14 protein-coding genes are annotated in these 12,315 nt (G+C 61.4%); 6 read left to right on the forward strand and 8 right to left on the reverse strand.

The genetic code is table 11. The features are described 5' to 3' along the window. Positions 1 to 5 precede the first annotated feature (5 nt). Genes QTL56_RS18415 through QTL56_RS18425 form a run of 3 tightly spaced genes read right to left on the reverse strand, consistent with a single transcriptional unit; the run spans position 6 to position 2,881 of the window. On the reverse strand, positions 6 to 812 hold the full coding sequence (locus QTL56_RS18415) for a putative hydro-lyase (RefSeq protein ID WP_245134697.1): 807 nt from the start codon (positions 810 to 812) through the stop codon (positions 6 to 8). Positions 813 to 834: 22 nt separating this feature from the next. Further along, positions 835 to 1,599: a LamB/YcsF family protein gene (locus QTL56_RS18420; protein ID WP_245134700.1), complete on the reverse strand. Its 765-nt coding sequence runs from the start codon at positions 1,597 to 1,599 to the stop codon at positions 835 to 837. Positions 1,600 to 1,621: 22 nt separating this feature from the next. After that, positions 1,622 to 2,881 (reverse strand): NRAMP family divalent metal transporter, encoded by a 1,260-nt coding sequence (locus tag QTL56_RS18425; protein WP_245134703.1) that lies wholly within the window; start codon positions 2,879 to 2,881, stop codon positions 1,622 to 1,624. 324 nt (positions 2,882 to 3,205) lie between these two features. On the opposite strand from QTL56_RS18425, the gene QTL56_RS18430 reads away from it, so the two are divergent. After that, positions 3,206 to 3,856, forward strand: a complete 651-nt coding sequence (locus QTL56_RS18430; protein ID WP_229573122.1) for a GntR family transcriptional regulator — start codon at positions 3,206 to 3,208, stop codon at positions 3,854 to 3,856. Positions 3,857 to 3,911: 55 nt separating this feature from the next. Here the strand turns inward: QTL56_RS18430 and QTL56_RS18435 are convergent, their stop codons facing one another. Both QTL56_RS18435 and QTL56_RS18440 read right to left on the reverse strand, forming a co-directional pair. After that, positions 3,912 to 4,415: an acyl-CoA thioesterase gene (locus QTL56_RS18435; protein WP_229573121.1), complete on the reverse strand. Its 504-nt coding sequence runs from the start codon at positions 4,413 to 4,415 to the stop codon at positions 3,912 to 3,914. Positions 4,416 to 4,739: 324 nt separating this feature from the next. Further along, positions 4,740 to 5,303 (reverse strand): histidine phosphatase family protein, encoded by a 564-nt coding sequence (locus tag QTL56_RS18440; RefSeq protein ID WP_245134706.1) that lies wholly within the window; start codon positions 5,301 to 5,303, stop codon positions 4,740 to 4,742. Positions 5,304 to 5,538: 235 nt separating this feature from the next. On the opposite strand from QTL56_RS18440, the gene QTL56_RS18445 reads away from it, so the two are divergent. Then, positions 5,539 to 6,633 carry a glycoside hydrolase family 25 protein gene (locus QTL56_RS18445; protein WP_245134708.1) on the forward strand — a complete coding sequence of 365 codons (1,095 nt, stop codon included), beginning with the start codon at positions 5,539 to 5,541 and terminating at the stop codon, positions 6,631 to 6,633. Positions 6,634 to 6,651: 18 nt separating this feature from the next. Here the strand turns inward: QTL56_RS18445 and QTL56_RS18450 are convergent, their stop codons facing one another. After that, the gene (locus QTL56_RS18450; protein ID WP_245134710.1) at positions 6,652 to 6,831 is read right to left on the reverse strand and encodes a hypothetical protein; all 180 of its coding nucleotides are present in this window, start codon (positions 6,829 to 6,831) and stop codon (positions 6,652 to 6,654) included. A 196-nt stretch (positions 6,832 to 7,027) separates the two neighbouring features. Here QTL56_RS18450 and treZ point away from each other — a divergent pair, with 196 nt between their 5' ends. Then, entirely contained in the window at positions 7,028 to 8,872 is a 1,845-nt protein-coding gene (gene treZ / locus QTL56_RS18455; RefSeq protein WP_245134712.1) for a malto-oligosyltrehalose trehalohydrolase, read from the forward strand. A 76-nt stretch (positions 8,873 to 8,948) separates the two neighbouring features. After that, positions 8,949 to 9,203, forward strand: a complete 255-nt coding sequence (locus QTL56_RS18460) for a hypothetical protein (RefSeq protein ID WP_245134715.1) — start codon at positions 8,949 to 8,951, stop codon at positions 9,201 to 9,203. Between the two features lie 151 nt (positions 9,204 to 9,354). Here the strand turns inward: QTL56_RS18460 and QTL56_RS18465 are convergent, their stop codons facing one another. After that, positions 9,355 to 9,630: a BON domain-containing protein gene (locus tag QTL56_RS18465; RefSeq protein WP_245134717.1), complete on the reverse strand. Its 276-nt coding sequence runs from the start codon at positions 9,628 to 9,630 to the stop codon at positions 9,355 to 9,357. A gap of 101 nt (positions 9,631 to 9,731) precedes the next feature. Between QTL56_RS18465 and QTL56_RS18470 the strand changes: the two genes are divergently transcribed. Both QTL56_RS18470 and QTL56_RS18475 read left to right on the forward strand, forming a co-directional pair. Then, positions 9,732 to 11,423, forward strand: coding sequence for a sensor histidine kinase (locus QTL56_RS18470; RefSeq protein ID WP_245134719.1), 1,692 nt, complete (start codon positions 9,732 to 9,734; stop codon positions 11,421 to 11,423). A 63-nt stretch (positions 11,424 to 11,486) separates the two neighbouring features. Continuing rightward, complete coding sequence (locus QTL56_RS18475; RefSeq protein ID WP_229573113.1) at positions 11,487 to 11,714, forward strand: hypothetical protein; 228 nt, start codon at positions 11,487 to 11,489, stop codon at positions 11,712 to 11,714. A 202-nt stretch (positions 11,715 to 11,916) separates the two neighbouring features. On the opposite strand, the gene QTL56_RS18480 is transcribed toward QTL56_RS18475, so the two are convergent. Then, positions 11,917 to 12,225 carry a hypothetical protein gene (locus QTL56_RS18480; RefSeq protein ID WP_245134721.1) on the reverse strand — a complete coding sequence of 103 codons (309 nt, stop codon included), beginning with the start codon at positions 12,223 to 12,225 and terminating at the stop codon, positions 11,917 to 11,919. Positions 12,226 to 12,315: the final 90 nt, after the last annotated feature.

Consider the following 12,315-nt stretch of genomic DNA (forward strand, 5'->3'; position numbering starts at 1 on the left):
GAGCCTCAGGCGTGATAGGCGGAATCGGGAATATCGGTGATGAACATGTGCCCGGGCGCATGGGTGATGGCAAATGGGACTTTGGATGCCATCACGGCAGCCTGGGGTGTGACCCCGCAGGCCCAGAAGACAGGCACTTCACCAGCTTCGATCCGCACCGCATCACCAAATTCGGGTTTGCCGAGATCTGCAATTCCGAGTTCTTCCGGTGCACCCACATGCACGGGAGCGCCGTGAACGGCCGGGAAGCGGCCAGATATGGTCGCTGCATCGGCGACGCGAGACGCCGGGATAGGTCGCATCGAGACGACCAGATTGCCATGCAGCCGTCCCGCCGGGCGGCAGGCACGATTGGTCAGATACATCGGCACGTTCGACTTGTCGGTGATATGGCGGATGTCGATGCCCGCCTCCATCATCGGTGTCTCGAAAGTGAAACTGCAGCCGATCAGGAAGCTGACGAGATCGGGATGCTCCGCCCAGGCTGCGGTCGCATCCGTCACTTCTTCGGCAAGCACGCCGTCCCGCCAGATCCGGTAGAGCGGCACATCGCGGCGCAAGTCTGCGCCCTTGGCGAGCACGGTCGCATGCGAGCCCGGATCGGACACGTCGAGCACCGGGCAGGCTTTCGGATTGCGCTGGGCATAGAGCAGGAAGTCGAAGGCCCAGTCGCGCGGCAGCACGATCATGTTCGCCTGGGTGAAGCCCGGTGCCACGCCTGAGGTCGGCTCGACGGCACCCGCGCGATAGCGTTCACGGGCGGCGCGCGCGTCGGTCGTATCAACATGGCGCAAGGTGTCGAGATCGATCATTCAAGTCTCTCCTCGGTGATGCTCAGCGGTTCAGGAAGGACTGCACGGTGATGCCATCCTTCTCGAAGGCCTGCCGGATTTCCCGTGCGATGGCGACGGCGCCGGGGCTGTCGCCATGGACGCAGATCGATTGCGCGTCGATCTTGATGGTCGAGCCATCGATCGCCTCGATCGTGCCCTCGTTTGCCAGCTGCAGCATGCGCCTGGCGATAAGGCCGGCATCATGCAGAACGGCACCTGCCTCGCGCCGAGACACGAGCGCGCCGGAAGGCGTGTAGGCGCGGTCTGCAAAGGCCTCGGCCACCACGGCGAGACCGGAAGATTGAGCAAGTTCCAGGATCTGCGACCCCGCGAGCCCCATCATGACGAGCTTGGGATCAACGGCCCGGATGCCGTCGATGACGGCCTGTCCCTGCTTCGCGTCATGGGCGATCCGGTTATAGAGCGCGCCATGCGGCTTGACGTATCCGACGGCAACGCCGGCTGCCGCCGCGACGCCTTTCAGGGCGCCGATCTGGTAGATGACATCGGCGGTCAGTTCCGCAGAAGTGACATCCATGTCGCGCCGGCCAAAGCCGACGCGATCGGGATAGGAGACATGCGCCCCGATCGAAACACCGCGCTCGGCGGCGGCCTTCACCGTCTTCCAGATGCCGACGGGATCGCCGGCATGGAAGCCGCAGGCGACATTGGCGCTGGAGACGATCGAGAGCATCGCTTCGTCGTCGCCCATTGCCCAGGCGCCATAGCTTTCACCGAGGTCGCTGTTCAGATCGATGGCAGTCATGTCGTCTTCCCTGTTGTCGTTCTCAGGCCGCAGTCAGCAGCGCGAAGATTGGTCCGATCGACTTGTAGCCCATGTACCAGGTGAGCGCGCAAGTCAGCGCTCCCAGGATCAGCAACCAGCGGGGATAGCGATAGCCACCCATCAGATCGGAGCGTGCCCAGGCGGCATAGATGAAGATCGAAAGGCCGATTGGCAGGATGAGCCCGTTCAGGCCGCCGACGAAGACCAGCATCTGGGCCGGGGGTGTCGTGATGATGATGTAGAAGAACAGCGAGACGGCGATGAAAATTACCGTCGCGATATTGCGGGCACGTTCGGTCATGTCCTTCTTGAACACGGTAACGAACGAAACCGAAGTATAGGCCGCACCAATGACCGAGGTAATCGCGGCTGCCCAGAAGATGGCCCCGAAGATGCGCATGCCGACATCGCCGGCAGCGACCTGGAAAGCCTGGGCCGCCGGATTGGCGCCCTTGCCAGTGACGTCGATGACCGCGCCGCCGGCAACCACACCGAGGATGGCGAGGAACAGCACGTAGCGCATGACGCCGGTAACGGCGATGCCGGTCAGGGCCGCGCGGTTGACGGCGCCGAGATTTTCAATGCCGACGGTACCCTTGTCGAGCAGACGATGCGCGCCGGAATAGGTGATATAGCCGCCCACCGTGCCGCCGACGATCGTCGTGATCGTGGCAAAGTCAATCGTGCTTGGCAGGAAGGTCTGGAAGAAGGCGTCGCCGACTGGCGGCTGCGAGACGAAGGCCACGTAGACGGTCAGGACGATCATGAACAGGCCAGCGACGACGATGACGCGATCAATCGCGACGCCTGCGCGGTGTGACAGGAAGATGCCGATCGCAATCAAGGCGCTGATCGATCCGCCCAGCTTGGGGTCGAGACCGAGAAGCGCGTTGAGGCCGAGGCCGGAACCGCCGATATTGCCGATATTGAAGAACAGGCCGCCGACGATCACCAGGATGGCGAGCACATAGCCGGTGCCGGGAATGGCTGCATTCGCGATGTCGGAGGCGCGCATCTTCGTTAGCGTGACGATCCGCCAGATATTCAGCTGCACGACGAAGTCGATGAGGATGGAAGCGAGGATCGCAAAGGCGAAGGCCGAGCCGAGCTTGGCGGTGAACGTGGCTGTCTGGGTAATGAAGCCCGGGCCGATGGCGGAGGTCGCCATCAGGAAGATCGCGGCGATCAGGGCGCCCCGGCGCGTCTTGGCGGACATACCGCCCGGTGCGGCCTCGGTGGCCGATGTTGATGTCTGTTCCATGTTTCCCTCTCGGTTGACCTGGCCCCGGCTTTGGCGCGGGGCTTGTTGTTCACCTGCGAGAGTAACGTCTCGTGGTTTCACAATTCTGTCAATATTGTTCAACAATTTTATTTTTTCGTTCTACCTTTCTGCCTTAAACTTGTGCGCTTTGATGCTCCGCTGTGCGGAAATCGAACCTTGAGGAACAATTTTTGGCCGCTTTTGGGTCTCCTGCTTGCTGCGATTCCGCACATGGATGATAAGGCAGCGGAGTTCTTCGTCGATCGTCACGGCGGAGATGGTCCAAGAAGACGCGCCGGATGATCCGGTCACCTGGGGAAACCGATGGCAGAGACGGAAACGACGGCGGCCTTGGCGCCACGGCTGGCGGAAGAAATTCGCGACAGACTGATCCGTGGAGAGCTGAAACCCGGCCAACGCCTGTCGGAGGCGGCCCTCAGCGCGGATTTCGAGGTCTCACGCAATTCGCTGAGAGAGGCCTTTCGACTGCTGACCAAGGATGGTCTGCTTCAGCACGAGCCGAACAGGGGCGTCTTCGTCGCAACCCCGAGCATGGCCTCGATCATCGACATCTACCGCGTACGCCGCCTCGTCGAGTGCCAGGCATTGGCCAATGCCTATCCCAATCACCCTGCCGTCCCGCGCATGCGCTCGGCTGTCGATGCAGCCCGCGCCGCGAGCGACGTGAACGACTGGACGGCCGTCGGCAGCGAAAACATGAAATTCCACGCGGCGATCGTCGATCTCGCCGATAGCCAGCGGCTGAACGGCTTCTATGCCCAGATTGCTGCCGAACTGCGCCTGAGCTTCGGTCTGCTCAAGGAGCCGGAACTGCTGCATGCCCCCTATGTGGAAATGAACGCCGCCATTCTCGAAAAGCTTGAAGCAGGCGATCCGAAGGGAGCGGCAGCTGCGCTGGAGGTTTATCTTCTCCAGTCCGAACGCACGGTTTTGGCTGCCTTCTCCCGCATCTAGCAGAGGCGACCTGCGACCCCTTGGTGGGCTTCAGAAGGGTAGGCTCAAGTTCGGGTCACGCGCGCGCGTGGTCGCCACTTTCGCTCGCTTCCTTGAAGCGGGCCTCGAATTCGAGACGCAACGCCCTGCGGGTTTCGGCCGCCCGTTGCCGGCGTTTGCGCATTTCGGATTGCGGCCTGTAGGGCGGCACGGCGGTGGGCCTGCCCTCGGCATCCACAGCGACCATGGTGAAATAGCAGGAATTGGTGTGGCGTCGCTCGCCGCTGCGAATGTCTTCAGCCTCGACCCGGATGCCCACTTCCATAGAGGTTCGGCCGGCCTGGTTGATCGAAGCTCGGAAAGTTACGAGTTCGCCGACATGGATCGGCTGGCGGAACACGACCTGATCGACCGAAAGCGTGACCGCATATTGCTGGGAATAGCGCGAGGCACAGGAATAGGCGACACGATCCAGAAGGTTCAGGAGGGCCCCGCCATGCACCTTGCCGGAGAAATTCGCCATATCGGGTGTCATCAGAACCACCATTTCGAGTTGGCTCGTGTCGTGTGTCTGTTCCATGCGGCCCCCAAGGCAGATTGTCTTCCTCCGGCAACCATATTGCGCGGCGGCAGGACTTCAAGCCGAGAAGAGCGGAGGAGCCCCGTGGGGTTGCTTGTCGGCTGATTGGGCAGCGATGCACGGGGGGACGCGGAGAGACCGGTCCCGCCATCGACCGATGCGGATTTTAGACTCCCTGAAAGCCCGGCTTTCGAGAATGATCAATCCGCCGGGTCCCTGCCGGCCGTGTTCGCCGGGGCATGTGCGGACTTTTGCCACACCTAAGCTTTTTGCAAGAGCTTTCATCACGGGCGGTTACCCGTTTCGACCGCAATCCTTTACCAGTCATGCCCCGGCGGATTGCCGAGCCATCACGTCCACGCTCCCATCCGCGTCGATTGTGGCGAACACCAGTTCGCCGCTGCGTGGCACGACGGAAGTGAGCGCGGTAATGTTCACCTGATGCGTGACGAGCACGCGTGGTCCCTCCAGCCGGGTATTCGTCAGCCAGGCCCTCAAGGCTTCCGTCTGCGCCCTCCCGCTTGCTCGACTGCTGAAGAAGGAGTTGAGAAGCGGCTGTCCTGAAACGGGTCCGAGGTCGAGAAGGGTCGCCGTATCGAGGCATCGGCACCACTGGCTGGAAAACACGCGAGCCCGGCTGATCCCCTTGTCGCGGAAGAGACGTCCGGTTCGCTCCGCCTGGGCACGGCCGTCTGCGGACAGATTACGTTGCGTCTCGCAAACGCCGATGCGCATCTCCGGGGGATCGCCAGTTCCCGGCGCGATCGCGTGTCGGAGAATCACGAAGACGTCACCCGAGCGCAACGCCTGCCAGTAATCCGCGGCAGCGGCGCCGCCGCCGGCAAGAGCGAAAAAGGACGAGAGAAGAAAGGAACGTCTCTGCAGCATGGGCAACTTTCGCTCGCAAATCGAGTTGTCGGGTTCAATGTGGATACGGAAAGCGGCACACCGGGGATTGGCAGGAGACCGCACATATCCGTGAACAATCGGCGTCCGGTTTGTACCGGGCTGACTCGTAAAGATTGCATTCACTTTTTCCCGGTAAAGCTTTGTTAGCAATTCCCAGAAGCTCCGGGTGTCCGCCTCCGCATGCGCCCGGCCCCAGTATTCGAGTCCGTGTGCCATGCGTTCCAAGGTCATTCCCTCGCTCCTCATCGGCTGTCTGGTGCTTGTCGGCTGCAGTGCGCGCACGAGCCCGATCGACGCGTTGAAGCTGCAATCCCAGACCGCGCCGAAGGCACAACCGGTCCAGTCCGCCTCGATGGCCCCGGTCCCTGCCGTGGCCGTGGACGAGCAGACAGGGTCGATCGCGGCGAATGACAACGGACAGCCTCATGCTCTTGCCTGGGCAGGAGATACGTCCAGTCAGGCTCATTTCGAATCCTCGCCAATGACGGCTGGGATGCCGGTTCCGGATCAGCGCCCGGTCGCGATGCTTGCACCGCCTGTATCCCCGCTCGCCGCACCGGATGAGCCCGCTGCCCGGTCGACAGGGCGTCACCGGGTCTATAACCAGCGCTTCAGCGATGCGAAGCCGATGAACTTCGGCAAGGTGAAGCCCAAGCATCACGCGGTGCATGGCGTCGATGTGTCTCGCTGGCAGGGCGACATCGACTGGCCGAAGCTGCGCAGCCAGGGGGCAAACTTCGCCTATATCAAGGCGACGGATGGCGGGGATCACGTGGATCCCATGTTCCTCACCAATTGGAAACGGGCCAAGGAAGCCGGTGTGAAACGCGGAGCCTACCACTTCTTCTACTGGTGCCGTGTCGCCTCCGAGCAGGCGGACTGGTTTATCCGCAACGTGCCGCGTGACCCGGACGCCCTGCCGCCGGTCATCGATGTCGAATACAACGGAGAATCGAGCTGCCGCTTCCGACTGTCTCCGGAGAAGGCGCGCGAGAAGATGCAGGTTTTCATGGACCGCCTCGAGCGGCACTATGGCAAGCGCCCGGTCATCTACACGGCGCCTGACTTCTACAAGGACAATCTGCGCGGCCAGTTTCTGGACTACCCCTTCTGGCTTCGTTCGGTTGCCGCGCACCCGTCCAAGATCTATCCGGATCGCAAGTGGGTCTTCTGGCAGTATTCCGGCTCGGGCCTGTCCCAGGGGGTAAACGGAAAGATCGATCTCAACGTCTTCTACGGATCGGTTTCCGACTGGCAGAACTGGGTGGCCGGCAAGAAGAGCTGGCAGCGGGTCGCGGGCCTCCGCTGAGGCCCGCGTTCCATCGGTTCAGATACCGAGGCCGGGTTCGGTCACCGGCGGATCACGCGTCTCGTCCGGATTGGGGTTCGGCAGTTCGTCCGGAAGCACATCCGGCTCCGGTTCTTCGACCGGAACCTCCGGCGCCCAGGTCGGGGCCGGCATGGGGGGCTGGTCGTCGAATGGCGATGATGGATCATTGACGGACATCGATCGTCTCCCTGTTCGCCGTCCACCGCAGGATGCGGTGAAATCGGCCTTTTGCGTTTAAAAAGCCCGACGCCGGCGCTTTGTTCCTGAAGACTTCTGAAGGACTTGCCTTGCCAAGCCGCAGTTTACCGGCCGGAACCTTTCTCAACATTCGAGGTTTGTTCGTCTCCAGCGATCAGCAGAGGTGATCAGACAGATGGACCAGTCCCAGCCAGTGGCTGACGGTGTACCGTTCGAACAGGAATACCGGGTGTTTTCGAGAAGCTGGGGAGCGGAGTATACTGCCGCCGGTGAGGTGCGCTTTCGCCTGTGGGCGCCGGCTGTGGAAACCGTGAGCTTGCGCCTCGCGGACGAACTCGTACCGATGATGCCGACGGGGGCCGGCTGGTTCGAACTTCTCGTCAACAACCTGGCACCCGGCACGCCCTATGCCTTCATCCTGCCGGATGGAATGGCGGTCCCCGATCCCGCGGGCCGCGGCCTTGAGAGCGACGTGCATGGCTCTTCGGTTCTGGTCGATCCCACCGCCTACCGATGGCGTCACGGAGCGTGGTCCGGTCGTCCGTGGTCCGAGGCTGTGATCTACGAGCTGCATGTGGGGACGTTCACAGAAGAGGGTACCTTCGAAGCCGCAGCGAAAAAGCTTGCGGTGCTCGCGGATCTTGGGATCACCATGATCGAGCTCATGCCTGTCGCCGCCTTCGGTGGCGCGCGTGGCTGGGGCTATGATGGCGTGCTCCTCTACACCCCACACCCCGCCTATGGCACGCCTGATGACATGAAGTCATTCATCGACACCGCCCATGGCCTCGGTCTGATGGTCATGCTCGATGTCGTCTACAATCACTTCGGGATCGACGGCAATTATCTCGATGTCTATGCGCCCGCGTTCTTTCTCGGCGAAGGCACGCCATGGGGGCCTCGTCCCGATGTATCGCAAGATGCGACACGCGATTTCATGATCGAGAATGCGCTTTACTGGATCGAGGAGTTCGCTCTTGACGGTTTGCGCCTCGATGCTGCCGACCAGATCGAGCAGGACAAGGAGAGCGTCCAGTTCACTGAGGACCTCGCTTTGCGCGTTCGCCAGATGTTTCCGGAACGCCATGTCCATCTGGTGGTGGAAGACAACCGCAATATCACGAGACTGCATGAACGGGCAGAGGACAACTCCACTCCGCTCTATGATGGTGTCTGGAACGACGGCTACCATCATCTGGTTCACGCTTGGGCGACAGCGGAGCATTGTGGTCACTACCGCGCCTTCTCGACCAATTTCTGGCCGAGGATTGCCAAGACGCTCGCCACGGGCTTCGCTCTCCAGGGGGAACGGGCCGACGGCAAGGGTGACGAGCTTCTCGGAGAGCCGAGCGGTCATCTGCCACCGGTCACCTTTGTCAATTTTCTGCAAAATCACGACCAGGTCGGCAATCGTGGACGCGGTGAGCGCCTCTGGAGCCTGATAGAGGAGGATCTCGGCGAGCGACTGCTGACAATGCTCCTGCTCGCACCGCAAATCCCGCTTCTCTTCATGGGCGACGAGTTCCGATCAAAGGGGCGCTTCTTCTTTTTCCGCGACTACCCCGAAGCTCTGCGAGAGACCGATCCGGAGGAGCGGCTCCAGCAGGCCCGTGACTTCGGGACAGACGACATGTCGACGGATGAGATACGGGATCCAAATGCGCCTGCGACTTTCGCAACCTCCAAGCTTCAATGGGAAGAGGCAGAGACCGAGACGGGAAGGGCGGCCCGAGCCGCTTTCCGAGCTCTGCTGGAGAAACGGCGTCGTCACCTCATGCCTCTGTTGGAGAATGTGGGTGGGGATGTGGGGCATGTGCTTTTGGCCGAAGACGGTCGGCTCGCGATCGACTGGCAATTGGGTGAATTTCGATGGCAGTTGCGCGGCAATTTCGGAGAGAGCCGGATCACATTGCCGCCCACGCATGGCAAGACCGTGCATGTTCACCCGCCTTCTGCCGAGGCCGATATTCGGGATCTGTCCGAATTCCCGCCCGGCTCCCTGATTGTCGTCTGCGGCTGAGATTGCCGGAAAAAATTTAATCGGAGGGAACCAAAGGTCCGCTTGGTCGTTTGGTCGCCATCAGGAGGAGTGCGGCATGACTCTGGTTTATTGTGACATCGTCCCTCAGGCGAATGGTTGGTGCTTCCTATCCGAGGAAGGCCAGTCGGCGGTCTATCCCAGTTATAGGCTCGCCGTTGAGGCTGCACGCCAGCATTTGGAAAGCCAGAGGGCTCAACGCAAGCTCACTGTTATCCGACAGCAGGACTTGCGCGGGCATATGCTCGAGGTGGCCGGCATCGCGCAGGCCTGGAGCCCGGAAGGCACTGCCGGAACGGATGGTCGCGCCTGACGTCAGGCGTCTGGCCAACTGAATCGGAATGTAAGTGACGTCATCAGACGCAGAGGTACGAAGGGGAAGCAGGGTGCGTCGTTTATCGACGCGCGGGCTGCATGACCATGACCGCGGTCTGGACGTCGCTATGGGCGCCGGCCCAGCCGGTCTACGGTGCTCCGTTTTCGTGCATGTGGACCGTGACCTTCTCGACCCCGGGTACGGACAGCGCAACCTGGACAGCCCGATCCATTTCCTCGCGGCTGCCAACGTCTCCGATGATGAAGATCTCGCGACCGCTGGCCACCACCTTCAGCATTTCCGCACCTATGCCTTCGCTCGTTGCAAGTGCGTCAGCCACGCGTTGCTCAAGCGACGCGTCAACCGGTGTTTCGTCCGTGACAACGGGCCTTTCCCCGTGAAATGTCTGCGGCTTGAAGACCATGGTAACCTCCTCTGTCGGTATATTCTTTCCAACGCGGAGCGGGCCAATTGGTTCGACAATAAGATTGGCGAGCCGGACCTGTGCATCGGGAGGTCTGGACGATGAAACGCCCCCTCCGACTGTTCCTGGGGCTCTTCCCCACCGCTTCGATTGGTTCCTATCTTGCCACGATGGCGATCCTGGCGACCCTGCCCCTTCTGGCATTCGTGGTCTTCCTGCTGCTTCAGCTTGAGCGATCGCAGTTCCGCACCCTGCGGGCAGATGCCGCCCAGGATGCGCAGACCATCAGTCGGGGTGTGGAGCGCAAGCTCGCAGACATGGAAACCACGCTGGCGCTCGTTGCAAAATCGGTAGAATTGCAACAGGGCGATCTGCCGGCGTTTCACGCACGGGTGCTCGAAAGCCTGAAAGAGAGTTCGCTTTATGTCATTCTGGCGCGCCGGGATGGCCTGCAAGTCCTGAACACCCGCATGCCCTGGGGCGCGCCGCTCCCACCGATGGCCAATCCGGGCTCGGTCACATCAGCGCTTCGCTCGGGAAAGGTCGAGCTGTCCCACGTGTTTTTCGGCGCCACAAGCCAGCGCTGGGTCGTCAATCTGACGATGCCGCTCGCCGAGCGCGGTCCACAGGGGACCGATGCCGTCGTGCTCACCCAGGATGCGGAAAGCTTCGAGGACCTGGCTTCTCGCGATGCACTGCCGCCCGGTTGGACGTCTGCACTTCTGGACAAAGAGGGACGCGTGGTCGTTTCGAACGGAGCAGAACGGCAGACTGCCGGTACAGCCATGGATCAAAGCCGGCTGGAACTGATGTACGGCGTAAATGGCAGCGCTGTGTTCTACAAGGACGGCCGACAATATCTCCTGGGTTATGCAAAGCTGCCGGGCTGGCAGTGGCATGCCTTGGTCTGGGGACCCGCAGACAGCCTCCAGGGATCCTTCATTGAACTCTGGAAGAGTCTGCTGGCCGGAAGCGTGATCTTCCTCGCTTTGATCATGCTGGTGGTATTCGTCGCGGCCCATCACCTGCGCTCGGCGATCCGCAAGATCGCCTCCATGGCCGAACGCATCGGCAAGGGCGAGATCGTCTCGCCCGAACGCACCAAGATCACCGAGGCCAACCAGGTCGCGGTCGCCTTGTCCAACGCATCTTTCGACAGGGCCGAGGCGGAGGAGCGGATACATTTTATCCTGCAGGAACTTGTTCATCGCACCAAGAACATACTCTCGCTGGTCCAGGCCATGATGCGCCAACTTGCCCGCGGGACGGATGACGTGGAGGAATTCCAGCGCGCGGTCAGTGGACGTCTCGCCGGATTGGCTCAGTCGATCGAGGCGCTCGCCAAACAACAATGGGCCGGGATCCCGCTCGCCTCTCTGGTCGAACTGCAGCTCACGACCGTCACGGGTTCGTTCGACCGGATCTCCAAGCGTGGGCCGGAACTTCTGGTAAATGCGAATGCGGTACAGAATCTGGGCCTCGTTTTTCACGAACTCGCCACCAACTCGGTCAAATACGGCGCACTCTCCGTCCTGGAAGGACGACTGATGATCGAATGGCAGATCGTGGAGCCGGGGGCCGAAGGCGAAGAGCAGCGTCTGCGCCTCACCTGGACGGAACTTCATGGTCCGCCAGTGGTCACCCCAACCCGGCGCGGCTTCGGTTCGACGGTCATCGAACGTCATGCCGCAAGCGCATTTGCCGGTGAGGTCACCGTCGATTTCAACCCGAAGGGCCTTCGCTGGACGCTGGTCGCCCCGCTGTCTTCCTTCACGATCGGCACGAACGACTAGGCTCCCGGAACCTTTGTCCTCTCAGACGGGTTCAATCCCGTGGATCAGCCAAGGAGCAAAGTGATGAGCGCGGAAGATCAGGACAAAGGGACACGTCGCATCCACAAGGATGCAGATGGGCAGTATGCCGGAACCCAGGCAGGCAGGCACAGCGACGGTGTCGTCAGCGCCAAGCCGACCGTGATTACGGGTTCTGAAGATGCGACTGTCAACAAATGGCCGCCGGGTAAGGAAAATCCCCCGAAGGATTGGGACGCAAATTTCGACATTCGCGACAAGTCCGGCGACTGAAGACAATCTCAGAACTTGCCGGAACCCATGCAAGCCCCGTTGATCTGGGCAGGCACCGCGACCAGCGAGCGCGATCGTTCCCGAAGCGGAAGGTCTGCGCGCCGCGGTAGTGCGACCTGGGTGTCATCAGTTGGGCCTGTGTCCGGTCGTCGCACTTTGCGCACGCGGGAGAATAGACCATTCAGGAATTTCCGGATCATTGTTATCTCCTTTCCGTCAAAGCTTGGGTGAAGCCGTTGGGCTCGCCGAGATCCGATGAGGATCGACGAAGCGCTGCGGCGCGCGCCTTCGCGGTTTCAAGGATCTCACGGATCGCTTCGCCCTTCTCATGCCCTCGACCGATTCCGGCTGAAGGCTCGGCGCCTGGATCTTCAGAGCCATCCCGCAGCACGACTTCCTGTTCGAGATTGCGCAGGAGCTCCGGCACGCGCTCGGGCGTCGCGAGCACCTCGCTCAAAATCGACACGAGGATTTCCCGATGGGCGTTGATCCTCGCTTCGAGTGATTTCATATCGTTCTCCACCGGATATCTCCTTTTGCGCACAAGCTTCTGAATGGGGAACATTGGCCGGCCCCAATTGTTTCCTCCAGGAACGAATTC

The sequence above is a fragment of the Peteryoungia algae genome (assembly GCF_030369675.1).
In the GTDB taxonomy this organism is placed as follows: domain Bacteria; phylum Pseudomonadota; class Alphaproteobacteria; order Rhizobiales; family Rhizobiaceae; genus Allorhizobium; species Allorhizobium algae.

Excerpts from the sequence above, each read along its gene's own strand:
- QTL56_RS18440 (WP_245134706.1), bottom strand. The coding sequence starts at position 5,303 with ATGCTGCAGAGACGTTCCTTTCTTCTCTCGTCCTTTTTCGCTCTTGCC.
- QTL56_RS18450 (WP_245134710.1), bottom strand. The coding sequence starts at position 6,831 with ATGTCCGTCAATGATCCATCATCGCCATTCGACGACCAGCCCCCCATG.
- treZ (WP_245134712.1), top strand. The coding sequence starts at position 7,028 with ATGGACCAGTCCCAGCCAGTGGCTGACGGTGTACCGTTCGAACAGGAA.
- QTL56_RS18415 (WP_245134697.1), bottom strand. The coding sequence starts at position 812 with ATGATCGATCTCGACACCTTGCGCCATGTTGATACGACCGACGCGCGC.
- QTL56_RS18445 (WP_245134708.1), top strand. The coding sequence starts at position 5,539 with ATGCGTTCCAAGGTCATTCCCTCGCTCCTCATCGGCTGTCTGGTGCTT.
- QTL56_RS18420 (WP_245134700.1), bottom strand. The coding sequence starts at position 1,599 with ATGACTGCCATCGATCTGAACAGCGACCTCGGTGAAAGCTATGGCGCC.
- QTL56_RS18460 (WP_245134715.1), top strand. The coding sequence starts at position 8,949 with ATGACTCTGGTTTATTGTGACATCGTCCCTCAGGCGAATGGTTGGTGC.
- QTL56_RS18430 (WP_229573122.1), top strand. The coding sequence starts at position 3,206 with ATGGCAGAGACGGAAACGACGGCGGCCTTGGCGCCACGGCTGGCGGAA.
- QTL56_RS18480 (WP_245134721.1), bottom strand. The coding sequence starts at position 12,225 with ATGAAATCACTCGAAGCGAGGATCAACGCCCATCGGGAAATCCTCGTG.
- QTL56_RS18465 (WP_245134717.1), bottom strand. The coding sequence starts at position 9,630 with ATGGTCTTCAAGCCGCAGACATTTCACGGGGAAAGGCCCGTTGTCACG.
- QTL56_RS18425 (WP_245134703.1), bottom strand. The coding sequence starts at position 2,881 with ATGGAACAGACATCAACATCGGCCACCGAGGCCGCACCGGGCGGTATG.
- QTL56_RS18475 (WP_229573113.1), top strand. The coding sequence starts at position 11,487 with ATGAGCGCGGAAGATCAGGACAAAGGGACACGTCGCATCCACAAGGAT.
- QTL56_RS18435 (WP_229573121.1), bottom strand. The coding sequence starts at position 4,415 with ATGGAACAGACACACGACACGAGCCAACTCGAAATGGTGGTTCTGATG.
- QTL56_RS18470 (WP_245134719.1), top strand. The coding sequence starts at position 9,732 with ATGAAACGCCCCCTCCGACTGTTCCTGGGGCTCTTCCCCACCGCTTCG.